Origin of the sequence: Corynebacterium sp. HMSC22B11, from assembly GCF_001815965.1 — a bacterium.
Classification (GTDB): domain Bacteria; phylum Actinomycetota; class Actinomycetes; order Mycobacteriales; family Mycobacteriaceae; genus Corynebacterium.
The window spans coordinates 85269-110990 of record NZ_KV823475.1; the positions used below are offsets into that span (position 1 = coordinate 85269).

Genomic DNA, 25722 nt, shown 5'->3' on the forward strand with positions numbered 1-25722 from the left:
TTAATATCGGATGCTATGGATGCCAGCTTTTCTTCCCGCGGGGCCGATGCGGGTCGCCGTTACGCGGTTCTGGATTCCCCGGTGGGCAGGCTCTGGCTCATTGCGGAGGGGGAGAATCTGGTTGGTTGTTGGTTCGATCAGCCGAACAGGATTCCGGATCTCACCGGGGTCAGGAAGGTCCCTGCTGCGTCCGATGCGGTTCTTGGGAGTGCTGCGAGCATTCTGGCCCGCTTCTTCGACGGCGACGTTGCGGCCCTGGACGAGGCCCGGGACCTGCCGCTGGCTCCGTCTGGTACCGCGATGCAGCAGGCTGTGTGGCAGGAGCTGCGGCGCATTCCGGTGGGGCAGACGCGTAGTTATCAGGAGGTAGCGCGTAGCATTGGGCGGCCGAAGGCGGCACGGCCGGTGGGCCAGGCCGTGGGCCGCAATCCCATCAGCATTCTCGTGCCGTGCCACCGCGTGGTGGGGGCCGACGGGTCCCTCACAGGTTTCGGTGGTGGCCTGGAGCGCAAGATCGAATTATTGACCCGCGAAGGAGTAAGACTATGAAACGCCACATGGTGCATGGGTACCTGCAGGAAATCCTGGAGGACCTGAAGGACTTCGACGGTGGCGAGGTCGCGGACTACATCCCGGAGCTGGCGACCGCCGACCCGGAGCCGTTCGCGGTCGCGCTGGCCACCACCGACGGCGCCGTCTATAGCGCGGGTCTCAACGAAGGGGACGACGAGCTGGAGTTCACGATCCAGTCCGCGTCCAAGCCCTTCGTCTATGCCGCGGCGATCCAGGAGCGGGGGCTGAAGAAGGTGCGCGCCACAGTGGGCATGGAGCCCTCGGGTGAGGCCTTCAACGAGCTCAGCCTCGACCCGGGCAGCAACCGGCCAATGAACCCGATGATCAACGCGGGCGCCATCGCGGTCAACCAGCTCATCAACGGCGAGGACTCCACTGTCGAGGAGCGCACCGAGGTGATCCGGCAGTTCCTGAGCGAGCTGGCGGGCCGGGGCCTGGAGATCGACTACGTCGTCTGCAACTCCGAGCTGGAGGTTGCGGACCGTAACCTCTCCATTGCGCACATGCTCCGCAGCCACGGGATCATCGAGGACATGGCCCACGACGCGGTGGAGAGCTATACCCAGCAGTGCTCCGTCAAGGTCACGGTGCGGGATCTGGCGGTGATGGCCGCGACGTTGGCGAGCGGGGGAATCCAGCCGCTGACGGGCAAGCGCGTGGTCTCCTCGCTGGTCTCCCGACAGGTGCAGGCGGTGATGTCTTCTGCCGGGATGTACAACCTCGCGGGCCGGTGGATGTCCGTGGTCGGCATCCCCGCGAAGTCCGGTGTTTCGGGCGGCATTATGGGCACGCTGCCCGGAGTGATGGGGCTGGCCACGTTCTCGCCGCGATTGGATAAGACGGGCAATTCGGTGCGCGGTGTAAAAACTTTCCACCGCCTCTCGGAAGACATGAGCCTGCACCTGATGGGCCTGCGCCAGCGCGGCGACACGGCGGTGCGCGACATCATCACCCGCGAGGATGGGCCGGAGGGCCGCACCACTACTATTGAACTCCAAGGAATCATTGATTTTGCGGCTGCGGAGAACGCGTGGCGTACTATTCTTCAAGAAGAAAAACTCGCCGACCGGGTGGTGTTCGATCTCTCCGAGGTCGCTTCGGTTAATGACATTGGCCGACGCATGGTCGTCCAGGGCTTCCAGGGCCTGCGCACCGCGGGCCGCAACGTTATCCTCAAAGACCCCCGAAAGCTTTTCCCTGAATTGTCATGACTCCGCAGCCCACGGCCCAGCCCGTGCAACACCAGTCCAAGCGCGTGCCCGGTAAGCCGTGGGCCTACCTCGCCGTCATCGCCGCGATTTTCGTCGTGGCGCGAACCGAGCTCAGCCAGCAGATGCTCAGCTCGAAAGCCTCCCTGTTCCGCGTTCCCATCGACTTCATCGTCTACCGACGAGGCGGAGCACTGGTGCAGCAGGGTCAGGACGTCTACACCGGCGGGCTCGTGGGCAAGCTGCCTTTTACCTATCCACCGTTCTCGGCGTGGTTGTTTAGCGCATTCTCGCACGTCCCCGCAGTGGCGGGGGCAGTGTTGTGGCAGTTCGGTGCCTTCTTGCTGTTGCTCATCATCCTCGTGGCGATCATTGCCGAGCGTGGCTACCGCGTGAGCGGGGCGACAGTGGGATTTGCCACCCTGCTCGGCATCGCGAGTTTCGCGCTCGTCCCGATCCGCGAGGGCTTCTTCTTCGGCCAGATCAACCTGCTGCTCATGGCATTGGTAGCAGCGGACGTGCTGCGGTCCCCAGCCAATCGGTGGCGCAGCGATATCGGGATTGCGACGGGGATCGCGGCGGGAATCAAGCTGGTGCCCGCGTTCTTCTGGCTGGTGTTCATCGTCCGACGCCAGTGGTGGGCGCTCGCCCGCTCGGTCGCCGCTTTCTTCGTGACGGTGGGCATCGGTTTTCTCTTTGTCAAGGACGCCGGCATGTACTGGGCCGAGAAGATGCTCGACTCCTCACGGGTTGGTGAGGCGATCAACCCCGGCGCCCAGTCTCTGGGAGTGGTGCTGGAGCGCTCCTTCCACACGGAGAGCAAGCTCTTCTGGGCGCTGGGCTGCGTACTCATCCTCGGCGTGACTATCGCCGTGCTGTGGCAGGCGCACAAGCAGGATCACCGCACCGCTGAGCTGGGGTTTGCCGGTGTGGCCTTGGTGATGGTCTCGCCGTTTTCCTGGATGCACCATTGGGTCTGGGTGGTACCGGTGCTGCTCTGCGTGGCTGACCAGGTGATCACATGGGTGCCCCGGTGGTGGGGGACGTTGCTGGCGATTCTGGCAGTGGGGGTGTGCGCGGTACCTTTCATCACCCGCCATATCGCCCCGGCGATGGGGCTGTGGCACCAGGTGCGCTGGCCCGGACCCTTGGCCATGGGTTATGTGCTGTGGGGCATGGTGCTGCTGGTGCTGGCCGCGGTCGTGCTCTGGTGGCCGGTCGTCATGGCGCGTGCGCACCGGGGTGAGGAGAGCGAGCCCAGCGTTACTGAAGGGGAGCGGGCCGCCGCGCCGGGCAGTGAGACACCGGATACAGGAACGCCGAGCGCTGAGGCCCCGGGCGCTGGGGCCCCGGGTGCTGAGGTGGCGACGTCCTAGCTGGCAGTAGACTGCCTACACATGGAACTGACCGTCGTGGCTTTCGTGTGCATCCTCGCGGCGATCTTCGTCGGCGCGATGATGCAGCGGATCTCCGGGATGGGGCTGGGGCTACTCGGCGCGCCCGTTGTGGCGTTGGTCGCAGGCCCCGTGGCGGGAGTGCTCGTCATCAACGTGGTCGCAACCGTCAACGCCGTCATGCAATCCGCCTCCGTGTGGGAGAACATCGACTGGCGGAAATTCTGGCTCATTGGACCCGTCATGGCGCTCGGGGCGCTGCCTGGCACCTGGGTGGTGCACAATACGCCACTGGGGCCGCTCCAGATGATCGTCGGTGCCCTGGTGCTCCTCGCCCTACTGGTGACCTCGCGGCTACCGGAGCGCGCGAGGGTTGATGGGCCCCAATACGCCGTCGCGGCTGGGGTGGCCGGCGGTTTCATGAACACCTTGGCGGGTATCGCCGGGCCTGCGATCACGGTCTACGCCCAGGTCTCACGGTGGCCGACTCGCACCTTCGCCGCCACGCTGCAGCCGCTGTTCTTCGTTTCCGGGGCTCTCTCGCTGCTGTTTAAGGAACTGGGTGCTGAGCAGTCGATCTTCGCCACAGCACCCGTCGTGCTCTGGCCGCTGTGCCTCGTAGCCCTGGTGGTCGGCATCGCCACGGGCTCGAAACTTTCCCGCTACATTTCGCTCGAACGCGCCCACAAGCTCTCGTTGATCATGGCGACACTGGGGGCAGGCGTTGTGATGCTTCGCGGGGCGATGCAGACCTTTGGCGGCTAGTCGTGCGGCGGGGGAGAGCTCAGCTTGAGCAACACTGGCCCGCGGCTCCCCGACGCCCCCGAACAGACCCTGGATTGCGGGCAGCGGTCGCAGCCGGTGCTCGGGCATCCCCCAATGGGCTCCCGCACTAGCTGCGCACTGCGTTCCATGTGCGTCATGATCACCTCAACGGTGCCCTGCCCCAGACCCGTTTCCAGCGCGATGTCCACCGGCCGGGTCACCCCGCGGGTGATAGCCTCTGCGACCTTGGCTTGTGGCGTCATCGGCGTCATAGGAACACCTTCAACACTTGGAAGGTTCCTACAGCCAGCAACCACGCGACCGCCAGCTGAAGCCCGAAGCCGAGCAGCGTCCATTTCCAGCCGATCTCGCGGCGTTGGGCAGCGATCGTCGCCACGCACGGGGTATAGGCCAGGAGGAACACCATATAGGCCCAGACCGCAGCCAGCCCGTGCCCACCCGAGGCCTCATCGAAGTCCGCACGGATGTTGCGCGCCAGCGGAGAATCCGCCTGCGTCTCCGGATCAGCGTCGGTGACGTCCTCCACCGCGTAGGTCTGCGCCCACGTGGAGATCAGCGCCTCTTTGGCCACGAAGCCCGTTACCAGCGGACCCGTCAGCGACCAGGAACCAAATCCGGCTGGGGCGAACGCGGGGGCCATGGCCTCGGAGACCAGCCCATATGCGGAATCCTGCGGGGTCGGCCCCTCCTCGGTGAATGGCTGGCCGCTTACTGGGATGGACATCAGCAGCCAAATGACAACCACCGTCGCGACGATGATGCCCCCCCGCGGTCTGCAGGAATCCCTTCAACCGGGTCCACATCACCGATAGAGAAAGGCGGAAGGTGGGCAGCTGATACGTCGGAAGGTCAATTACCAGCGCCTCCGAGGGCATTGACCGCCACAGCGTGTGCCGTAGCGCAAGACCGCACACAATGACCAACAAAATGGAAAGAACATACATTGCGAACACGGCTGAGCCCGCGTGAGCCGGGAAGAAGACCTGAGCCAGCATCATGAAAACAACCAAGCGCGCAGAGCAGGACGTGAAGGGAATCAATAGACACGTCAAGATCCGGTGGCGCACATCCCCCAGCACACGAGTGGCGGAGATTGCCGGCACATTACAGCCATAACCCACCACGATCGGGATGAAGGCCTTGCCCGGCAGCCCGATCGCCCGCATCACCCGGTCAGTCACCACCGCGGCACGAGCCATATAGCCGGAGTCCTCCAGTACGGCCAGGCACAGAAACATCAGCGCCATCAGCGGGGCGAAGGTCAGCACCATGCCCACCCCGCCGATCAGCCCATCAACCAGCAGGCCGGTGACCAACCAGTGAGCCGCGCCGACGGCTTCCAATCCGGACCGGGCGGCATCGGAGACCGGGCCCATAATGAAGCCCTCCAGGCCGTCCTGCAGCGGTGCGGCCACCTTTGTGGTGATCATGAAGACTGCCCACATCACAGCAAGGAACAGAACGGGGCCCAGCACAGGGTGCAAAGCCACCCGGTCGATCCGCTCACTGATGCTCGGCCCTACCTCCGCACGCTGCACCGCAGCTTTCTCCGCCGCATCCAGATCCGCGAAACGGCGCTCCAGGTCGGTATCCGGACGCACCACCGCGGGCTCAGTCGCTAGTGCTCGCGTGACGGCATCCCGCAGGCCGCCGAGATTCTCCCGCCGGCGCCCATTCACAGCAACCACCGGCATCCCCACCGCTTTAGCCAGTGACTCAAGGTCAATGTGAATGCCCTGGTCAGCGGCGACATCCTGTTTGGTCACCGCCAGCACCACACGGTATGGGTGCTCAGCAACCTGAAAAGCCAGGTTCAGCCCACGCGCCGGAGCAGTCGCGTCGATCAGGACGACGACCACGTCGGGGCGTTCATCGGCCGGGCAGTCCACCAACATCTCACGGGTGAAGGCCTCGTCCGGGCTCAGCGGGTCCAGGGAGTACGCGCCGGGCAAGTCGATCAGGTCGATGGGGGTGTCACCGATGTGCCAGAGGCCCCGGCTGATCTCCACGGAGGTGCCGGGCCAGTTTCCGGTCTGCACTTTCGCGCCGGTCAGCGCGTTGAAGAGGGTGGACTTACCGGAGTTGGGGGCGCCCACTAGCGTGATGACCGGCGAACCTGCAGCAGCTACCGCCATTGCTGGGGCGCCGTGGCAGCTCACCGGGGTGCTGTGATCCTTCGTCATTCTCTTTTCGATCCTTTATGCCGCAGTGATGACGACGTCCAGCTGGCGCAGGGTGTGATGATCCACTGCGTAGTGGGCATTGCCGATGGTGACCACGCGGGCACCACCAGCCACCGTGCCACCCACCCGGATTTTCGTGCCCGGGCGGAATCCCAGTTCGAGTAAGCGAGTAGCGAGCGCGGGTTGCTGAGCGATGACACGCTGTAGGCAGCACTCGGGCAGGAGCGCGCAGGTGTCGGCGGGTACCTGGTCGCCGCGTAGGCAGGAGCCAGATCCGCAAGGGCTGTCCTGGCATGCTGCTGCGCGGGGCTTTCTGGCGATGGGGAGGAGCTTCATGGGTAGGTAGCCTCGGTTCTGATCGGGAAGCGTGGGGGCCGTTCGTCGCTGATCATCCATGAGATGGCCTAGCGACTTAGTCAACCCTAAGTGATCTTTACTAAGGCTAACCTTAGCGCTCATTTATGTGTGTGGGCAATACCGAAAGGAGATGGATTCAGGGGGCAGCGGTGAAATCTCTCGGGCGAGTACCGTGGGCGTCACGAAAATCAACAGAGAGGACAACGTGCCATGGTTACCGCGAAGCAATGGGTTCTCGCCTCCCGACCGGCAGGAACCCCGACGATGGAGAACTTCCGCCTCGAGCAGGTCGAGCTCCCAGCCCTGGCCGAGGGGCAGATCCTCGTCGAGAACACCGTCAATACGGTCGATCCGTACATGCGCGGCCGGATGAACGACGTGAAGTCCTACATCCCGCCCTTCGAGCTCAACAAGCCGATGACCGGCGGGGCAGTGGGGGTGGTCCGCGAGACCCGGTCGGAGAAATTCCAGGTCGGCGATACCGTTTCCCATCCGCTGGGCTGGCAGGATATCGCCATCGTCGATGAGGGGCAGGCTAAGCCAGTCGATCTGAATGTCGCCCCAGCGGCGGCCTATCTCGGCATCCTTGGCCTCACCGGACTGACCGCCTACGTGGGGCTGACCCGCATCGCGGAGATCAAGGAAGGGGACGTGGTTTTCGTCTCCGGTGCGGCCGGTGCCGTGGGGTCTGCGGTGGGGCAGTTCGCCCGCCACCTGGGCGCTTCCCGCGTGATCGGATCGGCAGGCAGCGAGGAAAAGGTTGCCCGACTCAAGGAGCTCGGTTTCGACGCGGCCATCAACTACCGGGAGGGCGACCTCGCGGGGCAGCTGCGCCAGGCCGCGCCCGAGGGGATCGACGTCTACTTCGATAACGTCGGCGGCGATCACCTGGAGGCAGCCATTGCTCGCATGAATACCTTCGGCCGTGTTGCGATGTGTGGTGCGATTGCCCAATACAACGACACACAGCCGCCGACCGCGCCGCGAAACCTTGCGTTGGCGATCGGCAAGTGTCTCACCCTGCGTGGCTTTGTGCTGGGGCAGTACCTCGACGTAGCAGGGGAGTTCCGGGAGCGGATGGCGCCACTGATCGCCAGCGGACAGGTTCGGTACGACGTCACGACCCGTCATGGCATTGAGGCTATGCCTGGGGCTTTCCTGGAGCTGTTCACCGGTGGCAATACCGGGAAGATGGTCGTGCAAATGTAGCGGTAGGAGGGGCGAAGCTGCGATACCCCCTGCGAGGGCGGAGTCCGTCGCTTGGGGTTCGGAACGGTGGAGTGGGCGCAGCAGCGGAGATAGCATTAATGGAAAACAGTGCCATTATACTGGGGGTTTGACTAACTCTTTGCGATCGACTTAGGGTTACCTTGCTTAGATGTGGCTGCCTGGTGACAGGGAGCCAAAACCTCGTCGGGAAGGAACTCATACCCATGTCCCCAGCTTCAACACCCTCCGCCGAAAGCCCAGCCGCGCGCCTCCGCCGCCCATTCGCGCGTGCGCTAACCGCAGGCATCGGGCTCGCTCTTGCTGGCGCCAGCCTGGTGGCCTGCAGCAGTGAAGGCGAGCCGTCCGGCAGCGATGACCAGATCAAGGTCGTCGCGTCTACCACCCAGATTTGCGATTACGTCAAGCAGATGGACCTCTCCGAGGTTGATCTCACCTGCCTGCTGGCGCCCAATGCGAGCGCTCACGAGCTCGAGATGACCCACGAGCAGCTCAAGGCGACCTCGGAAGCAGAACTCCTGCTCGTCAACGGCGTCGACTTGGAACACTTCCTCTCCAACGCGATCGAATCCTCCGGATTCAAGGGCAACATGCTGGTCACCACCGGCGTGCTCACCGCTTCTGACGTGAAGGAGAAGCCGAAGCAGATCGAGGACGCCGACAACGGTGACTACAAGATCGACCGCGGGATCGAGCAGGTGGACGTCGCGCCCTGGCCATTCCCACCGGAGGAACCAGGCGAGGAGCCGGAGTTCACCTACGACCCGCACGTCTGGACCTCCCCGAAGAACGCGAAGGTCCAGGTGGCGAACATCGGCTACGCGCTGGAGAAGATTGCCGATGAGCGCGGCGACGAAGCGATGAAGAAGGCGATCTCCGAGGGTGTGAAGAGCTACCAGGATAAGCTCGACGACCTGGACGAGTGGACACGCGAGTCCTTCGCGACGGTGAAGGACCCGATCCTGTTCACCAGCCACGATGCATTCGGCTACCTCTCCAAGGAGTACGGTATCGACTTCATCGGCGCCGCGCTCTCCGACTTCAGCGACCAGCAGGACGCCACCGCCGACCACATTCGCAAGGCAGCTGAGACCGTGCGGAAGTCCGGAGCTACCGCCCTGTTCGCGGAGAATTCCAATAACTCGAAGTCCATCGAAGCCATCGCCAAGGCAGCCGGCGTGAAGGCGGTCGTCGGCGACGATGCCCTCTACGGTGACTCCCTGGGCCCCGCAGGCTCCGCTGGCGAGACCTACATTTCCTCGATCATTCACAACGTCACCACCCTCGTGGAGGCCTGGGATGGCAAGCTCGCCGACCTTCCTGAGAGCCTGAAGTAATGCCCACTCCATCTTCCGGACAGCCCATCGTTGAGCTTTCGGACGCCGCGTTCAGTTACGGTGGCCCGCCCGTCGTCCAGCACCTCGACGCCCGGCTCCACGCTGGTCAGGGGCTCGCGCTGATCGGGGCGAACGGCTCCGGGAAGACCACCGTGCTGCGCGGCATTCTGGGGGCGGTACGCCTTGTCGGTGGGAAGTTGGACGTCAACGCCACCCGCCTGTCCTACGTGCCCCAGGTCGCCGACCTGGATCGTAGCTTCCCCGTCACTGCCTTCGACGTCGTCGCGATGGGCGTGCTCCGGGAACTTCGTCCCTTCCAACCGCTGGGAGGGAAGAAGAAGCGCGTCTACCAGGCCCTGGAAAAGGTCGGACTCGCGGAACGTGCGCACGTGCGCTTTGGCAGCCTCTCCGGTGGGCAACAGCAGCGGGTTCTGCTTGCCCGAGCCGTCGTTGCGCGCACCGAACTCATTCTGCTCGATGAACCATTCAACGGACTGGACTCCCAGAACCGAGAGATGCTGCTGGACCTGTTAGAAGAGCTGAAGGAAGAAGGCACCGCGATCATCGCCTCTACCCACGATCTCGTCCTGGCAGAACGGGCCTGTGACTGCACCCTCATCGTTGCTGAGCAGCCGATCTTCGGGCCGAGTGCCGAGGTGGTGCCGCTGTATGTGGGTTGATCTGGCACTCGCGCTGGGGGTATCGCCCTTCATGTTTCGCCCGCTGGTGCTGCTGCTCGCACTGGGACTGGTCTCCGGCCTGGTGGGGGTGATCGTGAATCTGCGCAGCCTCGAGTTCAACGCTGAGGCGATGGTGCATTCGATCTTCCCCGGCATCGTCGCCGGTGCAGTGTTCGGCGGGATCGACATGATCATTCCGGCTGCCTCGGCGCTGGCTCTGGTGGTGGCTGTGCTCCTGGCGGTGGTGTCCCGCTCGCGGCTATCCGAACCAGGGGTGGCCGTGGTGCTCACCAGCTTCTTTTCCCTAGGGGTGGTGCTTTCCCTGAAGAAGGGTGACCAATCGGGGCAATTGGAGGCGCTGATGTTCGGCCGGCTCCTCGAGGTCACGGATTCCCGACTCAACAGCGCGCTGCTGGTGTGCGCCGTAGCGCTCGTGGTGATCGCGGTGACGTGGCGGCGGCAAGTCTTTGTTGCCTTCGACCGCGTCGCGGCGGCCGCCAGCGGAATCAACTTGTGGGTCATTGACATTGCGATCAACGTGGCTGTTGCGGCCATCGTCGTGTCTTCAGCCAGTGCGGTCGGAGTACTCCTGGTGGTTGGCTACCTCATCGTGCCCGGTGCGGCAGCCCGGTTAGTGGCCACGAGGGTGCGCACGATGGTTCCGATCTCGGTGCTCATCGGCTGCATGAGTGGGGTGGTGGGCCTCGCCCTCGTCCCACTGGGGCCGGTGTCCCCGCAGGCAGTGGTCGCACTCACCGCCGTCGGCTTCTACTTCTTGGCCCTTGGGGTGCGGTGGCTGAAGGTGGGGGTGGGCCGTGATGCTTGATATTCTTCTGCTCCCCATCATCGAGGTCATCGCCGTCGGAATGCTCGCCGGGCTGGTGGGTGTGTTCGCTGTGCTCAATAGGCAGGTCTTCTTCGCCGAAGCCATCACCCACGCCACCTTCCCCGGGGCAGTCCTCGGAGTGGTCGTGGCTGCTGCCCTCGGTCTGAACTTCGCGGGGATCTCGGCGTTGCTTTTCCTCGGCGCATTACTCATGTGCATCCCCATCGGAGCCCTGTTCGGACTCTCGAAATTTGGAACGCCCTCTGCCGCTGCCGGCATCGTGCTGACGTCCGGATTCGCGCTGGGGTATTTCCTCAACAAGTTTTTCGCACCACTGCCCGTCAAGGTCGAGAGCTTCCTGGTTGGTAGCGTGCTCAACGTTGATTGGGTGGACATCGGAATTTCCCTCGGGCTGCTCGCAGTCACTCTGTTCATCCTGTGGGGTGGCTGGCGGAAGCTGGTGTTCTTCGCCTTCGACCCTGAAGCATTCGGGGTGTCTCACAATCGAAGGTTTGCGCAAGGGATCATCAGTGCGCTTATTGTGGCTACCCTGGTGGCGCTCATCCCTGCCGTCGGGACGATCCTTTCGATCGCTCTGCTCGTGGCGCCCGCCGCCGGCTTGGTGGGAGTGTGCTCCAATACTCGAACCCTCCTCATCGCCGCGCCACTGGTTGGGGTTGCGATGGGACTCGTCGGCCTAGGTGTTGGTGTCTGGGCGGATCTTTCGGTTGGCGGCTGCATCGGGGTGAGTGCAGGTGTCGGATATCTGCTGTTGAAGCTGTTCCGCTAACCACCCTGGCCTCGTCTCAGCAGTAGTGCTCTTAACAATGGGCGGGGTCGGGTAATTCACGCAGCAACCCGCTCGCCGCTTCTCGCTGCAATGTGGCTCCATTTTGGCTCCACTTGAGGCCACAACAGGCCAAAACAGACTGAATCAGCACGGTAGATAAAAAGAAGAACCCCGCTGCGACCTGGCGTTAATGCTGGTCGCAGCGGGGTTAAAACGTGCCCCCGGTGAGACTCGAACTCACACTGGACGGGTTTTGAATCCGTTGCCTCTGCCAATTGGGCTACGGGGGCGCAATAGGTCAAAGCATACGGCAGCGCCCAGGTGGGCACAAAACAGCGGGCGGGGTGCGGTTCAGTAGGATGGCGGGCATGACAACCGGTGGTAACTCTGAAGAAACCCTGCTCCTCCTCGACGGGCATTCCCTTGCCTTCCGGGCGTTCTACGCCCTCCCGGCGGCGAACTTCTCGACGACCGGCGGGCAGCACACCAACGCCGTCTACGGATTCCTGGGGATGTTCCTGGGCCTGGTGGAACAGGAAAAGCCCACCCACATCGCCGCCGCCTTCGACCTTTCGGGCCCGACCTTCCGAGAGGCGGAATTCCCCGAGTACAAGGCGCAGCGCCCATCCACACCGCCGGAATTCAAGGGCCAGATCGAGCTGATCCGCGAGACCCTGAAGGCCCTCGGCATCACCACCCTGGATAAGGAGAGCTACGAGGCGGACGACATCATCGCCTCACTGGCCACCCAGGGCCACGACGCGGGCATGAACACCCTCATCTGCACCGGTGACCGTGACTCCCTGCAACTCGTCGAGGACGACGTCACCGTCCTCTACACCCTGCGCGGGGTCTCCGAACTCCACCGGTTCACCCCGGAGGCCGTGGAAGAGAAGTACGGCGTGACCCCGAAGCAGTACCCGGATCTCGCGGCACTCCGCGGCGATACCTCGGACAACATGCCGGGCGTGCCGGGCGTGGGCCCGAAGACCGCCCAGAAGTGGATCCAGAAGTACGGTTCCCTGGACGGCGTCATCGATAACATGGACGACATCCGCGGCAAGGTGGGCGAGAACCTGCGCGCCTATGTCGCCGACATCCAGCTGGCCCGGAAGATCACAGAGATGGTCCGGGATCTGGACATGGTGGACAGCCTGGACACACTGAAGCCGGCGGAGATCGATCCGAACGACGCCCTGGCGATCTTCGAGAAGCTGCAGTTCGGCACCACGCTGCGCAACCGCACCTTCCGCACCCTCGGGGTGGAGTTCGAGGACACCGCGAGCATCCCCATCACCGAGGAAGATCTGGCCCCCGGCAAACTCGCCAACTGGCTGAAGAAGAACGCCGCCTACCAGGAGGGGCGCGACGCCGTCGCCGAGGCTCTCGCCGTGGACATCGAGGGCGAGACACTCGGGCTGCTGAGTGCCGAAAATAAAGGCCTAAAGCTTGACCTCGCCGCCCTGGATGCGAAGGACGAGCAGGTGCTGCGCACCTGGCTGGCCGACCGTGGCGCGCCGAAGTGGTTCCACGATTCCAAGCAGAGCTTCCACGCACTGCGCCAGCAAGGCTTCGCCCTCGACGGGGTGGAGCATGACACCTCCGTGGCCGCCTACCTCGTCCGCCCGGACCTGCGCAGCTGGTCGCTGGGAGACGTGCTACAGCGCCACGCGGGCCGCGACCTGCCCGAAAACTCGGGCAGCCTGGAGCGTGCCCAGGCGGTCCGCGAGCTGGTCGGGATCATGAACCAGGAGCTCACGGAAGCCGGCCAGGCCGAGCTCTACTTCTCCATGGAGGTGCCCCTGACCCACATCCTGGCGGAGATGGAGGCCCACGGCATCGAGGTGGATAAGGCCGCCCTCGAGGAGCTCGCCGCCGAATACCAAGCCCAGATCGCCGACGAGGTCACCGCCGCCCGCGAACTCGCCGAGGACGATCAGCTCAACCTCTCCAGCCCCAAGCAGCTGCAGAAGGTACTTTTCGAGGACTTTGGCCTGCCGAAGACCAAGAAGACGAAGACCGGGTACTCCACGGCCGCCGCGGAGCTGGAGAAGCTGCAGCAGCAGACCGAACACCCGTTCCTCAACCACCTCATGGCGCACCGTGAGTACCAGAAGATGAAGAGCACCATCGACGGTCTCATCAACGCCATCGACGGCGACGGCCGCATCCGCACTACCTTCAACCAGAAGGGAGCGGCGACCGGCCGACTATCGTCCTCGGAACCGAACCTGCAGAACATCCCCGTGCGCACGGAAGCGGGCCGCAAGATCCGTTCCGCGTTCCGCGTCGGAGAGGGCTACGAGACGCTGCTGACCGCCGACTACTCGCAGATCGAGATGCGCGTCATGGCGCACCTTTCCGAGGACGCAGGTCTGATCGAGGCCTACCGGGCGGGGGAGGACCTGCACAACTACGTCGGCTCCCGAGTGTTCGACGTCCCCGTGGACGAGGTCACCCCGGAGCTGCGCCGTCGCGTCAAGGCTCTCAGCTATGGCCTGGTCTACGGGCTCTCCGCCTTCGGGCTCAGCCAGCAGCTGGGCATCAGCCCGGGCGAGGCCAAGGGGATCATGGAGAACTACTTCGACCGTTTCGGCGGCGTGAAGCGCTACCTGGATAAGGTCGTCGAGGCGGCGAAGGAAACCGGTTACACGGAGACGCTCTACGGTCGCCGCCGCTATCTGCCTGAGCTGGCCAGCTCGAACCGGGTGGCTCGGGAGAATGCCGAGCGCGCCGCCCTCAATGCGCCGATTCAGGGTACGGCTGCGGACATCATCAAGCTCGCGATGCTGCGGGTGGATCGCGCGCTGCGCAATGCGAATCTGAAGTCCCGGGTGCTGCTGCAGGTCCACGATGAGCTCGTGCTGGAGATCGCGCCCGGTGAGCTCGAGCAGATCCAGCAGCTTCTGGAGGAGAACATGGATTCGGCAGCCAGCCTGCGGGTCCCCCTGGATGTCTCCGCAGGCCACGGCGAGAACTGGGATCTCGCCGGGCACTAGCCTTCGCCACAGCGTTGTATCAGCGCCGCCACAGCGCCACCGCGACGTGCTTGTGGCACCACCCCGTGCGTGTGGCGCTACCCCCACAGCAATGGCGAAACCCCACGGTGATCAGTTCAATCATTCACCGTGGGGTTTCTCGCCTTGTTGCAGACGCCTTCTAGGACGTTACGGTGGCCTCGGCGTTGTCGCCCCCGAAGCGCCGTTCCGCGATAACCATCGCAGCTACGATCGCTGCCCCCAGCACGAATAGAACAATGGCGCCACCGATGTTCTCGCCCGGGGCGAGCAGACCAGCGGCGTCGTCCTGCCACGGCCACAGCGCACGCAGGCTTCCCAACAGCAGACCGGCCATCGCAGCCAGCGTGACGGTGCGGTGCTCGTTGAGCATCTTCTCCAGCAGGCGGACGAAGACCACGATGCCCGTCAGCGCGCCGAGGGCGAACACACCCAGGTAGATGAAGTTGCGCTCGTCCACCGCACCGAGCGTGGCCTCGTAAAGGCCGACGGCCAGCAGGAAGAAGGAGCCTGACACGCCGGGCAGCACCAGCGCACAGATCGCGACCGCTGCAGCGAGGAACACGATGATCAGGTGTGGTTCACGCTGCGTGCTGCTGGTGAACCCGGTGGCCCAGAACGTCAGCACCGCGAAGATGCCCATCACCGGCAGCACCTTCGCCCAGCTCGCCGAAGAGCTCTTCCAGTCGATCATCAGCAGTGGCACGGCGATAGAGACCATCACCATGCCGAGGAATAGTGCACGCGCTGCGACTGGCTGGTTGGTGACGAAGTCCTTCATAGGCCCCGCCATGAGGACCACGATCAGTCCCATGCCGATGAGCATCGGGATCAGCAGCCACCAGTCCACGTCGCGGAAGCGTTGGCCCGCCTTCGTTCGGTCCTTCGGCAGGGCCTTCACCCCGTCGAGGAAGACATTGGCGTTATAGATCACGCGCTCGTACACGCCGGTCACCAGTGCGATCGTGCCGCCGGACACACCTGGCACGAGTTCGGCCAGGCCAATCAGGCCGCCGCGAATCGCGTTGAGGATGATCGTGAGTGCGGAGGGCTTGGTCTTGTCAAAGCTCACGCCGCTGGAGCTGCCAGCCGTACCGGCCGGGGATTGCTCCGATGCTGCGGAGTGCGAAGAGTAATCAGTCACCCGTGGTACTTTACGGCCGAATCCTTGCAAAAGACACCAGGCACGCTGGGTTTATTTCAGGACGTCGGGTTCGGGCAGCAGGCAAAAATAATGTGAACACCCTGTGCTCGGCCGGTCTGCGAGCCCTAGGGTGGAGGGCATGGCAAACACAGAAACTTGTCGTCTCGGAGTATGGCAGGGCGAGGGCATCGGCCCGGAGATCGTCGCCCCGACGGTGCAGGCGGTGGAACTTGCGCTACAGGCCAGTGGGGAAGCGACACCGGAGTTCGTGCCGCTGCTGCTGGGTCGCGAGGCGATCGACGCCACCGGAAGAGTCGTGCCGGAAGAGACGTGGGAGACCATCACTGGCTTGGACGGCTGGATCTTGGGGCCCCATGACAATGTGTCCTATCCAGCGAGCGCGGCCGGTCAGCTCAATCCCTCAGCCCATCTGCGCAAGCAGGCGGACCTGTGGGCAAATATTCGCCCGGTGCGTGGCGTGCCAGGGGCGGTGCACCCGGACCTGGACGTGGTGATCGTCCGGGAGAATACCGAGGGTATGTACGCCGACCGCAACATGCTGATGGGCAGCGGCGATATCACGGTCAACGGTGAAGTCTCCCTCGCGATCGGCGTTTTCACCCAGACCAAGATCCGCCGCATCGTCCGTCGCGCCGCCGCCATCGCCGCCGCCCGCGACGGGGTGCTCACGGTGGCGCACAAGTCCAACGTGCTGACCGAGACTTCGGGGCGCTACGTCGCCGAGGCGCAGGCCTGCGCGGAAGAGTTTGGGGTCGAGGTTCAGCCCGTTCATATCGACGCCCTGTGCGCGGAGCTGGTGACCCGCCCGCAGCGCTACGCCACGATCGTGGCGGAGAACATGTTCGGCGATATCTTGAGCGACCTCGCCGGCGGGCTGGGTGGTTCGCTGGGGATCGCGGGCAGCATCAATGCCAGCGAGTCGCAGGTCATGGCCCAGGCCGCGCACGGTTCCGCCCCGGATATCGCGGGCCAGGGGATCGCCAACCCGGCGGGCATCATGAACTCCGCCGCGCAGATGCTCGACTCCTTGGGTTATCCGCAAGCTGCGGAGCTTCTGGAAGGCGCGGTACGCGAGGCCGTGGTCAAGGCGCCGACCGCGGATCTGGTCCGAGAGGCTGCCGCAGCAGACCCCGAGACCGCAACGCCTGTGGCAGATGAGCCTGCTGTGGCGGGTGGGGTGGAAGGTGCGTCCCGTCCCGCCACGACCGAGGAGTTTGCAAAACAGGTGTTTGTGCAGCTAAAGCCTCTCGTGTAACCTTCAGTACGTTACGCGTCGAAAGGCGCAGTTTGACCCTGTCCATTTCTATTTGATTTCCGTTTCGGAGAACACTTCCATATGCCAACCAACAACGTCCCTCAGGTAGCCATCAACGACATTGGCTCCGCTGAGGATTTCCTCGCCGCCGTCGATGAGACCATCAAGTACTTCAATGATGGCGATATCGTCGAGGGCACCATCGTCAAGGTCGATCACGACGAGGTCCTGCTGGACATCGGCTACAAGACCGAGGGCGTAATCCCGTCCCGTGAGCTGTCCATCAAGCACGACGTCGACCCGAATGAGGTTGTCGAGGTTGGCGACGAGATCGACGCTCTGGTCCTCACCAAGGAGGACAAGGAGGGGCGCCTGATCCTGTCCAAGAAGCGTGCCCAGTACGAGCGCGCTTGGGGCGCCATCGAGCAGCTCAAGGAGAACGACGAGCCGGTCACCGGTACCGTCATCGAGGTCGTCAAGGGCGGCCTGATCCTGGACATCGGTCTGCGTGGCTTCCTGCCGGCTTCCCTCGTCGAGATGCGCCGCGTCCGCGACCTGCAGCCGTACATCGGCCAGGAGATCGAGGCCAAGATCATCGAGCTGGACAAGCACCGCAACAACGTCGTGCTGTCCCGCCGTGCATACCTGGAGGAGACCCAGTCCGCGGTCCGCTCCGAGTTCCTGCACCAGCTGCAGAAGGGCCAGGTCCGCAAGGGCGTTGTGTCCTCCATCGTCAACTTCGGTGCATTCGTTGACCTCGGCGGCGTTGACGGCCTGGTCCATGTTTCCGAGCTGTCCTGGAAGCACATCGACCACCCGTCTGAGGTCGTCACCGTCGGCGACGAGGTCACCGTCGAGGTTCTGGACGTCGACCTGGACCGCGAGCGCGTCTCCCTGTCCCTGAAGGCAACGCAGGAAGACCCATGGCGCGTCTTCGCCCGCACCCACGCGATCGGCCAGATCGTTCCGGGCAAGGTCACCAAGCTGGTTCCGTTCGGCGCATTCGTCCGCGTCGAGGAGGGCATCGAGGGCCTGGTTCACATCTCCGAGCTGGCTGAGCGCCACGTCGAGGTTCCGGACCAGATCGTCAACGTTGGCGAAGAGGTCATGGTCAAGGTCATCGACATCGACCTCGAGCGTCGTCGTATCTCCCTGTCCCTGAAGCAGGCTGACGAGGACTTCACCGAGGAGTTCGACCCGTCCAAGTACGGCATGGCCGACTCCTACGACGAGCAGGGCAACTACATCTTCCCAGAGGGCTTCGACCCGGAGACCAACGAGTGGCTCGAGGGCTTCGACGAGCAGCGTGAGGCTTGGGAGGCTCGCTACGCTGAGTCCGAGCGTCGCCACCGTCTGCACGCAGCTCAGATCGAGCGCCACCGCGCCGCAGCTGCAGAGGCTGCTGCCAACGGCGAGGGCGGCTACTCCTCCGAGTCCGGCGCCGAGACCAAGGCTGCCGAGGCTCCGGCTGAGGACGCTGGCACCCTGGCTTCCGACGAGCAGCTGGCTGCTCTGCGCGAGAAGCTGGCCGGCGGCGAGTAAATCGCACTACCTGGCTCCGGCGGAGTTGAGATCACCCCGCTAGAGCGCTGAAAGTAAGGGCCCGCACCACACGGTGCGGGCCCTTCTTTGTGCATAGAAGCTGCTGGATAGGAACAACGGCATGTTCGGATCGCTTTCTCACCAGGGCTCCGCCCGCGTGCTGCCGTCGGCGATCATGGCGGTATCCGGCCTCTCGCTCTACGTGGGCGCGGCACTGGCCGGTATCACCCTAGTGATTCTCGCGATCGTGCTGCGTAAACCCTGAGGGGAGCCCTACGACCCCGCGCAGCATCTCCGGGTCGATCTCGATGCCGGCTTTGTAGACGGACATCTCGCCGGTGGGCTCCAGAATGATGAGTTGGACGTCGGCCGGACTTGCCACTCCGGCGCGACGCATGACCATCCGCAGGTCGTCGCGGGCAACGTGGGTGCGTCGCAGCTGCCGATCCAGGTACTCGCCGTGCGCGAAGACGGCCTGGGGATCCTCGTCGAAGATCCGGCTCACGGCGGTGGATTTGCGCGCTGCTCCGAAGATCGCCTCCAGCAGCATGAGGGTGAACAACCCGATCGCACCCGCGGCAAGGGTCGGTGGGTGTCCGATGACCACACGGCCCGATACCGCGCCGAACATGACCAGGACGACCGCGTCGAAGGCATTCATCTTCGTCATGATGCGCACGCCGAAGAGGCGCACGAGGATCAGGAAGAAGAGATAGATCGCCAGCGCCGCAAGGATGACGATGGGGATGCGGGCGGGCTCGATCGTGATCTGCTCGTAGAAGGCCTGCTGTACCTGCTCCATGATGCTCATGTTAGTCCCCGCCCCACCGCGGGGCGTGGACCCGTCCGTGTTTTTGCACACCTAGTGAACGACTGCGGCGTAGGTTAGGCATATTGTCGCCGTTCCCAAGGAAAGTGTTCGGCCAGCCCGCGGAGAACGCGAACTGGCCGAAAGGGGAGTGCTACAGCGAGCGGCTTAGAGCTTCTCGATCTTCGCCACTGCGTGGACCGTGTCCAACTTGGATGCCTTGCGCAGCTGGACGTCCCAGTCGCCGTTGGCAGCCTTCTGGGTGAAGACCGCGACGGTGGCCGGCAGGGTCACCGGCTTAGCGAACTGCACCGTGTAGCGCGCTGCGGACGGGATCTCGCCCTCCAGCGTGGCCAGCAGGCGAGCAGCGGACCACATGCCGTGCGCGATGACCGCCGGGAAGCCGAAGGCCTTCGCACCCACGCCGGAGACGTGGATCGGGTTCTTATCGCCCGAAGCCTCCGCGTAGTCCTTGATCTGGGACGGGGTGACCCGCACGTTCGCGGTCGGGCGCGGATCCGCCAGCTCGGTGATCGGCAGGATCACGCCATCGGTCTTCTCGCCACCTGCCAGCGGGGAGGAGCTCGAGAGCTTCGCACCCTTGGCCAGGAAGCCGGAGACCTGGCGCCACACAATCTCACCACCCGAGGTGATCTCAGTGACGAGGTCGATGAGCAGACCTTTGTTGTGCTCGCGCAGGTTTTCGGCGTGGACCTTGATGTCCAGCACGTCGGCGACCGTCAGCGCGCGCTTCTGTTCGATGACGTTATTCAGGTGCACCGCACCCACAGCGCCGAACGGGAAGTCCGGAGCCGTGAGGACCTTCATCACGATGGGGAAGGAGAGCACGTACGGGTAGGTCAGCGGCAGCTCGTTGCTCAGCCGCAGGTCCGTCGCGCTGCAGTACGCCGCGAGGTGCGGAACGTCGATCTTCACGCCGCGGACCTCGAAGGCGGTCTTCGGGTTGTCCTTCGCGGAGCGCGTGGACCCGACGACCGGCAGAATGTCCTTGACTGCGTTCCGGTACTCGTCCATGAGAGCCGGAATCTTGGGCAGTTCCTTGTAGGAAACCTCAGCCACAGGAACCTCCTTTAAGAAGTTGAAAAGATGTCAGCGGGGCAGTGCTTTGTTTACGCGCCCAGCAGGGACTGGCCACAGACGCGGACCACGTTGCCGGTCACGGCGTTGGAAGCCGGTGCCGCGAAGTAAGCGATGGTCTCTGCGACGTCGATGGTCTGGCCACCCTGCTGCAGGGAGTTCATGCGACGGCCGGCCTCGCGGGTCGCGAACGGGATGGCGGCGGTCATCTGGGTCTCGATGAAGCCCGGTGCCACGGCGTTGACGGTGATGTTCTTGTCCGCCAGCTTCTCGCTGAAGGTGTTGACCAGGCCGATGACGGAGGCCTTCGTGGTGCCGTAGTTGGTCTGGCCACGGTTACCGGCGATGCCAGCGATGGAGGACACACCGATGACGCGGCCGTTGTCGTTGAGGCCACCGTTGGCGATCAGGCCCTCGGTGATGCGGACCGGGGCGATGAGGTTCACGGCCATGACGGCGTTCCAGCGTGCGTCGTCCATGTTGGCGAGCAGCTTGTCGCGGGTGATACCTGCGTTGTGGACGATGATGTCGATGCCCTGGCCGAAGCGCGCCTCGGCGTGCTCCTTGAGCTTGTCGGCAGCGTCCGGGGCGGTGACGTCCAGCGGCAGGGAGGTGCCCTTGACGCGGTTGGCAGTCTCGGCCAGGCCGTCGCCGGCCTGCGGGACGTCCACGCAGATGACCTTCGCGCCGTCGCGAGCCAGGACCTCGGCGATCGTGGCGCCGATGCCGCGCGCAGCACCGGTGACGACAGCGACCTTGCCCTCGGAAGGCTGATCCCAATTAGCCGGTGCGGTGGCTGCGGTGTCGTCGACGCGGATGACCTGGGCGTCAACGTAGGCGGATTTGCCGGAGAGCAGGAAGCGCAGGGTGGACTCCAGGCCGGTGAAGTCGCCGGAGAGCTTCGGGCTGACGTAGACCAGCTGGGCGGTCGCGCCGCGGCGCAGCTCCTTGGCCACGGAGCGGCTGAAGCCCTCGAGGCCGCGCTGGGCGATCGCCTCGTCGGTGGACTCGGCCAGCTCCGGGGTGGTGCCGAGCACGACGATGCGGCCGTTCGGGGCGAGCTTGCGCATCACCGGGTTGAAGAAGTCGAAGAGCTGGTGGAGCTCCTCCGGCTTGGTGATGCCGGTCGCGTCGAAAACGAAGGCGGCGTACTTGCTGTCACCGGAGTCGCGGGTCAGGTCGTAGTCCGCATCCAGCAGGGAGGTGACCGGGTCGATCAGGCGGCCCTGGCCACCGACGAGCACGAGGCCCGGCAGTGCTGGCTCGCCGGCCTTGTAGCGGCGCAGCTTCTCAGGCTTCGGCAGGCCGACCTTGTCAGCCAGGAAGTTGCCGAACGGGGACTCGATGAACTCGCCGTAACGGTCGGAGTGCTGGGAGGAAGTCTTAGACACTTATTCTCCTTCGGGTTGTCGCTTTCCGGTCTTCACGTCACGTTAACTTGCTGCGCGCTGGATGCGCCCCTTCAGATAAGGCGCGGGCTAGCGGGCACAGCGCGCTGACCGGAGAAGATTTTTAAGAACGTGACCTCAACTCTACGGTGTCGGGGGTCACACTGAGGGTGAAATCTAGCGAAATTATTTTTATATTTTCGTTTTCTAACCCACGCCCCAGCACGTCTCTATAGTCGGTTGGGAGACGCACAACTTTGGTGCACATTCTAGAGACGGAGTGAAAAACCATCATGACGAACGGTAACCAGAAGAAGGTCGCCATCCTCGGCGGCAACCGCATTCCTTTCGCCCGCTCCAACAAGGAGTACGCGGACGCATCCAACCAGGACATGCTCACCGCGGCCATCGAGGGCCTCGTCGCCCGCTACGGCCTCCAGGACGAAGAGCTCGGCCTGGTCGCCGGCGGTGCGGTGCTGAAGCACTCCCGCGACTTCAACATGGTTCGCGAGGTCGTGCTGGGCTCCTCCCTGTCCAACACCACCCCGGCCATGGACATGCAGATGGCCTGTGGCACCGGCCTGGCCGCCATCGTCGCCGTCGGCGACGCCATCCGTGCGGGCCGCATCGAGTCTGGCATCGGCTCGGGAGTGGACACCACCTCCGACGCCCCGCTGGCGGTCGGCGACCAGCTGCGCAAGACCCTCATCAAGCTGACCCAGGCCAAGACCACCCAGCAGCGTCTGAAGCTGGTCGGCTCCATCCGTCCGGCCCAGCTGGCACCGGATCAGCCGAGCAACGGCGAGCCGCGCACTGGCCTGTCCATGGGTGACCACGCTGCGATCACCGCCCGCGAGATGAACATCACCCGCGAGGCGCAGGACGAGTTCGCCGCGACCTCCCACCAGAACCTGGCGAAGGCTTATGACGAGGGCTTCTTCGAGGACCTCATCACCCCGTACCTCGGCGTGCAGCGTGACACCAACCTGCGCCCGGACTCCACCCCGGAGAAGCTGGCCAAGCTCAAGCCGGTCTTCGGCAAGCGCGACGCAGCGCAGCACGGCACCACCGCCACCATGACCGCCGGTAACTCCACCCCGCTGACCGACGGCGCATCCGCCGTCCTGCTCTCCTCCGAGGAGTGGGCCAAGGAGCGCAACCTCCCGGTCCGTGCCTACCTGGTGGACTCCGAGGTCGCGTCCGTGGACTTCCTGCACGGCCACGACGGCAAGACCCCGGACGGCCTGCTGATGAGCCCGACCTACGCCGTCCCGCGCATGCTGGAGCGCAACGGCCTGACCCTCCAGGACTTCGACTTCTACGAGATCCACGAGGCCTTCGCCTCCCAGACCCTGGCCACCCTGAAGGCCTGGGAGTCCGAGGAGTACTGCCGCGAGCGCCTGGGCCTGGACAAGCCGCTGGGTGCGATCGACCGCTCCAAGCTCAACGTCAAGGGCTCCTCGCTGGCCGCTGGCCACCCATTCGCCGCAACCGGTGGCCGCATCATCGCCACCACCGCGAAGCTGCTCGAGGAGAACGGCGGCGGCCGCGCACTGGTCTCCATCTGTGCAGCAGGTGGCCAGGGCATCGTCGCCATCGTCGAGCGCTAAACCAGCTGCGCCGATAGCGAAAGAGAAGGCGCCCCGCGGCGGAGGATCCTCCTCGCCCGCGGGGCGCCTTCGGCGTGCTCAGACCATGAGCGTTAATAGGTGCTTCTACTGGAACACGCGACCCAGGTCGGTCTTGTACACGACCGGGTTGTAGTCCTTCCACGTCGTGGCCACCCAGTAGAGGTTTTTATCGACCTGGTGGGGGAACATGAATGCGCCGTAGAGGTCACCGATCTGAGCGCGAGAGACCAGGGTCGTCGGCGTGCTCCACGGCCCCTCCGGAGAGGCAGCCTTTCTAATCACCACGCCCTGCGGTGCCTCGTAGAGTGCGAGCCAAGCATCCTGTTCCGGGTGGTACATCACCGAGAGTTCGGAGACCTTACCGTCGAGTACGGGTGCGGCATCCGACATGGCGGGGCTCCAGCCGCTGCCGGTGTAGAACTCGGCGTCGGAGTGAGCCGCAGCACCGGGGAAGAGGGCGAAGCTGTCCTTCGGGAAGCGGGCGAGCCGGGCCTGCCCCGAACGCCCGTTGGGGGTGCCGTAGACGTAGACGTAGGGGTCGTTGCTCTCGGCTGGTGGGGCGGTGAAGGCCGTCATCTGGAAGTTCTCCGCGCCGCGAACGTGGGCGGGCAGCGGGGGCAACTTATCACTGGTGGAGGGGTTGGTGTTGGTTCGCTTGGAGCCCTCCATCACGGTCCAGGTCTTTCCGCCGTCGGTGGACTTGGCGGTGGCCGCGTAGTTGGTGGTCCAGTTTCCGGGCGTTCCCCACTTTTTCACGGACATGAAGTCCACATACTGCACGCCGTCGATCGCGATGCCGGAGGTCGGGATGACCGTCATCTCCACGCCGTCGATCTTCAGCGAACGCGGGAGGAACTCGTCCGAACGGTCCCCGTTGGCCGGTCGGGTGATGTGAATGCCGTTGGACGGGTCGCGGTCGTCCGATTCGAAGATCGCATTCGAATGCCAGCCGTCCCCGCGGGGGCCGCAGCTGAAGGAGTCCCCAAACACAGCGAGCGTGCGTCCGTCGCCGGCGTCCCACATGAAGCCCAGGTCCGTGCTGGCCAAGCCGAACTTGGAGAGCTGATCGGGGCCGTTGGGACCGGTGAGGATGTGCATGGCCGTGGTGTTGCCCGTCAACGAGGGCATGCCGCCGGGGATGCCCTTCAACCACGAGGGGGCAGAAGAACCCGAGGAGCTGCCACTGGAGCCCAGCGCTGCCGCCGTATCGGAGCTGCCGGGGGACCAGGCCGAGCACGGCCCTGCGGCGTGCGCGGTGCCAGCGGAGCCGACCATCACCGAGAAGGAGGACGTGGCGAGGGCGGTGACCAGCAACGCCGTCCTGGTTCCACGGCGGCCGAAACGGGAAGGGCTGCGATGCCCGGAGAGAACAGTCATGGTGTTAATTCAATCACAACGGGGATCTTCAAGTGATGTAGCTTTAGGAGCATGAATCTTTTTCGGAAACGCGCCACCGTTGCGGTGGCCGCAGCTCTCGCTCTCTCGGCAGGTGTCGGCGGCGGGGCAGCGCCGGCAAAGGCTGAGGAAGCCCAACCACTCCCAGACATCGAGCGGCCCACTGCGGGTTCGGGCGGATCGTTGATGCTCAACCCGAAGAACTGCAAGAATCTCAAGGCCCGGTCGGACGAGATCGCTGGCCAGTGGCAGCAGGCAGTGACCGACGGTGATTTTTATACGGCAAATCAGCTGCGCGTGGACTACACCAACGTGACCGTCTCGTGGGCACAGTGCCTGCAGTCGGCTAATCGCCTGCTCCTGAGCTCTTAGGATTGAAGCAATGTTTCTCATCGGACTCACCGGCGGCATCGGCTCCGGGAAAACGACCGTCGCCAGCCAGCTGAAAACCCTCGGTGCCCGGATCGTCGACGCCGATAAGATCGCCCGCGAGATCGTCGAACCCGGCGAACCCGCGCTCACGGAACTTGCCGAGGCCTTCGGCGGAGTGCTCAACGCGGACGGCACCCTCAACCGTGCCGAGCTCGCCCGGCAGGCCTTCGCCACCCCGGAGGCCACCGAGAAGCTGAACTCCATCACCCACCCCCGCATCCGGGAACGCACCCTCGAGCGCTTCGCCCAGGCCCGCACTGAGGCCGTGCCGGTGCTCGTCTACGACATGCCGCTGCTCATCGAAAACGGCGAGTATAAGAAGATGGACCACGTGCTCGTCGTCGACGCGGCGGACGAGATCCGCATCGACCGTCTGGTCAACTCCCGTGGCCTGGACGAGGACGACGCCCGCCGCCGCATCGCGGCACAGATCAGCCGCGAGGAGCGGCTTGCCGCCGCGGATTCCGTGGTGGATAACTCCGGCACCCGGGATCAGCTCCTCCAGCAGGTCGACACCTTCTGGGAGCAGGTCGTCGCCCCACAGCTCGGCGAGAAATAATCCAGCGGCTCGGCCGGCAGTAACCCCCGGGCGCGTACCGTGACTCCGGTTCGACCATCGCAGTGCCTGCC

Annotated in this window: 23 protein-coding genes, 1 tRNA gene and 1 pseudogene; 16 read left to right on the top strand and 9 right to left on the bottom strand. The window is 64.4% G+C overall.

Annotated features, from left to right (window positions below):
- Window positions 1–15 precede the first annotated feature (15 nt).
- The 4 genes from HMPREF3088_RS02070 to HMPREF3088_RS02085 are packed head-to-tail and all read left to right on the top strand — an operon-like array spanning window position 16 to window position 3940.
- Window positions 16–549 (top strand): methylated-DNA--[protein]-cysteine S-methyltransferase, encoded by a 534-nt coding sequence (locus HMPREF3088_RS02070; protein WP_246818000.1) that lies wholly within the window; start codon window positions 16–18, stop codon window positions 547–549.
- Entirely contained in the window at window positions 546–1784 is a 1239-nt protein-coding gene (locus HMPREF3088_RS02075) for a glutaminase (RefSeq protein WP_070758100.1), read from the top strand. Before HMPREF3088_RS02070 ends, HMPREF3088_RS02075 begins: the two co-directional genes overlap by 4 nt.
- Entirely contained in the window at window positions 1781–3157 is a 1377-nt protein-coding gene (locus tag HMPREF3088_RS02080) for a glycosyltransferase 87 family protein (protein ID WP_070758102.1), read from the top strand. The genes HMPREF3088_RS02075 and HMPREF3088_RS02080 overlap by 4 nt, the downstream gene beginning before the upstream one ends.
- 21 nt (window positions 3158–3178) lie before the next feature.
- Window positions 3179–3940 (top strand): sulfite exporter TauE/SafE family protein, encoded by a 762-nt coding sequence (locus HMPREF3088_RS02085; RefSeq protein WP_070758104.1) that lies wholly within the window; start codon window positions 3179–3181, stop codon window positions 3938–3940.
- On the opposite strand, the gene HMPREF3088_RS02090 is transcribed toward HMPREF3088_RS02085, so the two are convergent.
- The 3 genes and pseudogenes from HMPREF3088_RS02090 to HMPREF3088_RS02100 form a co-directional block, all read right to left on the bottom strand.
- A complete protein-coding gene (locus HMPREF3088_RS02090) occupies window positions 3937–4212 on the bottom strand; it encodes a MarR family transcriptional regulator (RefSeq protein WP_210401471.1) in 276 nt (91 codons plus the stop codon). The two genes, HMPREF3088_RS02085 and HMPREF3088_RS02090, sit on opposite strands and share 4 nt — an antisense overlap.
- A pseudogene (gene feoB / locus HMPREF3088_RS02095) lies at window positions 4209–6144 on the bottom strand (ferrous iron transport protein B). The gene HMPREF3088_RS02090 and the pseudogene feoB overlap by 4 nt, the downstream one beginning before the upstream one ends.
- A gap of 15 nt (window positions 6145–6159) precedes the next feature.
- Complete coding sequence (locus tag HMPREF3088_RS02100) at window positions 6160–6480, bottom strand: ferrous iron transport protein A (protein ID WP_012360397.1); 321 nt, start codon at window positions 6478–6480, stop codon at window positions 6160–6162.
- 231 nt (window positions 6481–6711) lie between these two features.
- Here HMPREF3088_RS02100 and HMPREF3088_RS02105 point away from each other — a divergent pair, with 231 nt between their 5' ends.
- The 5 genes from HMPREF3088_RS02105 (at window position 6712) to HMPREF3088_RS02125 (ending at window position 11361) form a co-directional block, all read left to right on the top strand.
- A complete protein-coding gene (locus HMPREF3088_RS02105) occupies window positions 6712–7710 on the top strand; it encodes an NADP-dependent oxidoreductase (RefSeq protein ID WP_070758106.1) in 999 nt (332 codons plus the stop codon).
- A 224-nt stretch (window positions 7711–7934) separates the two neighbouring features.
- Entirely contained in the window at window positions 7935–9065 is a 1131-nt protein-coding gene (locus HMPREF3088_RS02110) for a metal ABC transporter substrate-binding protein (protein WP_070758108.1), read from the top strand.
- A complete protein-coding gene (locus HMPREF3088_RS02115) occupies window positions 9065–9745 on the top strand; it encodes a metal ABC transporter ATP-binding protein (protein WP_070758110.1) in 681 nt (226 codons plus the stop codon). The genes HMPREF3088_RS02110 and HMPREF3088_RS02115 overlap by 1 nt, the downstream gene beginning before the upstream one ends.
- Complete coding sequence (locus HMPREF3088_RS02120) at window positions 9735–10571, top strand: metal ABC transporter permease (RefSeq protein ID WP_070758112.1); 837 nt, start codon at window positions 9735–9737, stop codon at window positions 10569–10571. Before HMPREF3088_RS02115 ends, HMPREF3088_RS02120 begins: the two co-directional genes overlap by 11 nt.
- Window positions 10564–11361, top strand: a complete 798-nt coding sequence (locus tag HMPREF3088_RS02125) for a metal ABC transporter permease (RefSeq protein WP_070758114.1) — start codon at window positions 10564–10566, stop codon at window positions 11359–11361. Before HMPREF3088_RS02120 ends, HMPREF3088_RS02125 begins: the two co-directional genes overlap by 8 nt.
- A 216-nt stretch (window positions 11362–11577) precedes the next feature.
- Here HMPREF3088_RS02125 and HMPREF3088_RS02130 read toward each other — a convergent pair.
- Window positions 11578–11651, bottom strand: a tRNA-Leu gene (locus HMPREF3088_RS02130).
- 69 nt (window positions 11652–11720) lie between these two features.
- Between HMPREF3088_RS02130 and polA the strand changes: the two genes are divergently transcribed.
- Window positions 11721–14360 (top strand): DNA polymerase I, encoded by a 2640-nt coding sequence (gene polA / locus HMPREF3088_RS02135; RefSeq protein ID WP_070758116.1) that lies wholly within the window; start codon window positions 11721–11723, stop codon window positions 14358–14360.
- Between the two features lie 160 nt (window positions 14361–14520).
- Here the strand turns inward: polA and HMPREF3088_RS02140 are convergent, their stop codons facing one another.
- A complete protein-coding gene (locus HMPREF3088_RS02140) occupies window positions 14521–15552 on the bottom strand; it encodes a DUF368 domain-containing protein (protein ID WP_070758117.1) in 1032 nt (343 codons plus the stop codon).
- A 109-nt stretch (window positions 15553–15661) separates the two neighbouring features.
- Between HMPREF3088_RS02140 and HMPREF3088_RS02145 the strand changes: the two genes are divergently transcribed.
- The 3 genes from HMPREF3088_RS02145 to HMPREF3088_RS10335 all read left to right on the top strand — a co-directional run bounded on the left by HMPREF3088_RS02145 (window position 15662) and on the right by HMPREF3088_RS10335 (window position 18605).
- Entirely contained in the window at window positions 15662–16798 is a 1137-nt protein-coding gene (locus HMPREF3088_RS02145; RefSeq protein ID WP_070758119.1) for an isocitrate/isopropylmalate family dehydrogenase, read from the top strand.
- 81 nt (window positions 16799–16879) lie between these two features.
- Complete coding sequence (gene rpsA / locus HMPREF3088_RS02150) at window positions 16880–18340, top strand: 30S ribosomal protein S1 (protein WP_012360388.1); 1461 nt, start codon at window positions 16880–16882, stop codon at window positions 18338–18340.
- Between the two features lie 121 nt (window positions 18341–18461).
- Window positions 18462–18605: a hypothetical protein gene (locus HMPREF3088_RS10335; protein WP_246818001.1), complete on the top strand. Its 144-nt coding sequence runs from the start codon at window positions 18462–18464 to the stop codon at window positions 18603–18605.
- Here the strand turns inward: HMPREF3088_RS10335 and HMPREF3088_RS02155 are convergent.
- The 3 genes from HMPREF3088_RS02155 to HMPREF3088_RS02165 form a co-directional block, all read right to left on the bottom strand.
- Entirely contained in the window at window positions 18570–19151 is a 582-nt protein-coding gene (locus HMPREF3088_RS02155) for a DUF421 domain-containing protein (RefSeq protein ID WP_070758121.1), read from the bottom strand. The genes HMPREF3088_RS10335 and HMPREF3088_RS02155 overlap by 36 nt on opposite strands.
- A 165-nt stretch (window positions 19152–19316) precedes the next feature.
- The gene (locus HMPREF3088_RS02160; protein WP_070758123.1) at window positions 19317–20228 is read right to left on the bottom strand and encodes a MaoC family dehydratase; all 912 of its coding nucleotides are present in this window, start codon (window positions 20226–20228) and stop codon (window positions 19317–19319) included.
- 50 nt (window positions 20229–20278) lie between these two features.
- Window positions 20279–21637 carry a 3-oxoacyl-ACP reductase gene (locus HMPREF3088_RS02165; protein ID WP_070758125.1) on the bottom strand — a complete coding sequence of 453 codons (1359 nt, stop codon included), beginning with the start codon at window positions 21635–21637 and terminating at the stop codon, window positions 20279–20281.
- A 290-nt stretch (window positions 21638–21927) separates the two neighbouring features.
- On the opposite strand from HMPREF3088_RS02165, the gene HMPREF3088_RS02170 reads away from it, so the two are divergent.
- Window positions 21928–23244, top strand: coding sequence for an acetyl-CoA C-acetyltransferase (locus tag HMPREF3088_RS02170; protein ID WP_070758127.1), 1317 nt, complete (start codon window positions 21928–21930; stop codon window positions 23242–23244).
- A 105-nt stretch (window positions 23245–23349) separates the two neighbouring features.
- Here the strand turns inward: HMPREF3088_RS02170 and HMPREF3088_RS02175 are convergent, their stop codons facing one another.
- Complete coding sequence (locus HMPREF3088_RS02175; RefSeq protein ID WP_070758129.1) at window positions 23350–24642, bottom strand: DUF4185 domain-containing protein; 1293 nt, start codon at window positions 24640–24642, stop codon at window positions 23350–23352.
- 51 nt (window positions 24643–24693) lie between these two features.
- On the opposite strand from HMPREF3088_RS02175, the gene HMPREF3088_RS02180 reads away from it, so the two are divergent.
- Window positions 24694–25032 carry a hypothetical protein gene (locus tag HMPREF3088_RS02180; protein ID WP_070758131.1) on the top strand — a complete coding sequence of 113 codons (339 nt, stop codon included), beginning with the start codon at window positions 24694–24696 and terminating at the stop codon, window positions 25030–25032.
- Window positions 25033–25042: 10 nt separating this feature from the next.
- A complete protein-coding gene (coaE, locus tag HMPREF3088_RS02185; protein WP_070758133.1) occupies window positions 25043–25651 on the top strand; it encodes a dephospho-CoA kinase in 609 nt (202 codons plus the stop codon).
- Window positions 25652–25722: the final 71 nt, after the last annotated feature.

Coding starts and splice junctions, on each gene's coding strand:
- HMPREF3088_RS02070 (WP_246818000.1), top strand. CDS start 16: ATGGATGCCAGCTTTTCTTCCCGCGGGGCCGATGCGGGTCGCCGTTAC.
- HMPREF3088_RS02075 (WP_070758100.1), top strand. CDS start 546: ATGAAACGCCACATGGTGCATGGGTACCTGCAGGAAATCCTGGAGGAC.
- HMPREF3088_RS02080 (WP_070758102.1), top strand. CDS start 1,781: ATGACTCCGCAGCCCACGGCCCAGCCCGTGCAACACCAGTCCAAGCGC.
- HMPREF3088_RS02085 (WP_070758104.1), top strand. CDS start 3,179: ATGGAACTGACCGTCGTGGCTTTCGTGTGCATCCTCGCGGCGATCTTC.
- HMPREF3088_RS02090 (WP_210401471.1), bottom strand. CDS start 4,212: ATGACGCCGATGACGCCACAAGCCAAGGTCGCAGAGGCTATCACCCGC.
- HMPREF3088_RS02100 (WP_012360397.1), bottom strand. CDS start 6,480: ATGAAGCTCCTCCCCATCGCCAGAAAGCCCCGCGCAGCAGCATGCCAG.
- HMPREF3088_RS02105 (WP_070758106.1), top strand. CDS start 6,712: ATGGTTACCGCGAAGCAATGGGTTCTCGCCTCCCGACCGGCAGGAACC.
- HMPREF3088_RS02110 (WP_070758108.1), top strand. CDS start 7,935: ATGTCCCCAGCTTCAACACCCTCCGCCGAAAGCCCAGCCGCGCGCCTC.
- HMPREF3088_RS02115 (WP_070758110.1), top strand. CDS start 9,065: ATGCCCACTCCATCTTCCGGACAGCCCATCGTTGAGCTTTCGGACGCC.
- HMPREF3088_RS02120 (WP_070758112.1), top strand. CDS start 9,735: ATGTGGGTTGATCTGGCACTCGCGCTGGGGGTATCGCCCTTCATGTTT.
- HMPREF3088_RS02125 (WP_070758114.1), top strand. CDS start 10,564: ATGCTTGATATTCTTCTGCTCCCCATCATCGAGGTCATCGCCGTCGGA.
- polA (WP_070758116.1), top strand. CDS start 11,721: ATGGCGGGCATGACAACCGGTGGTAACTCTGAAGAAACCCTGCTCCTC.
- HMPREF3088_RS02145 (WP_070758119.1), top strand. CDS start 15,662: ATGGCAAACACAGAAACTTGTCGTCTCGGAGTATGGCAGGGCGAGGGC.
- rpsA (WP_012360388.1), top strand. CDS start 16,880: ATGCCAACCAACAACGTCCCTCAGGTAGCCATCAACGACATTGGCTCC.
- HMPREF3088_RS10335 (WP_246818001.1), top strand. CDS start 18,462: ATGTTCGGATCGCTTTCTCACCAGGGCTCCGCCCGCGTGCTGCCGTCG.
- HMPREF3088_RS02155 (WP_070758121.1), bottom strand. CDS start 19,151: ATGAGCATCATGGAGCAGGTACAGCAGGCCTTCTACGAGCAGATCACG.
- HMPREF3088_RS02170 (WP_070758127.1), top strand. CDS start 21,928: ATGACGAACGGTAACCAGAAGAAGGTCGCCATCCTCGGCGGCAACCGC.
- HMPREF3088_RS02175 (WP_070758129.1), bottom strand. CDS start 24,642: ATGACTGTTCTCTCCGGGCATCGCAGCCCTTCCCGTTTCGGCCGCCGT.
- HMPREF3088_RS02180 (WP_070758131.1), top strand. CDS start 24,694: ATGAATCTTTTTCGGAAACGCGCCACCGTTGCGGTGGCCGCAGCTCTC.
- coaE (WP_070758133.1), top strand. CDS start 25,043: ATGTTTCTCATCGGACTCACCGGCGGCATCGGCTCCGGGAAAACGACC.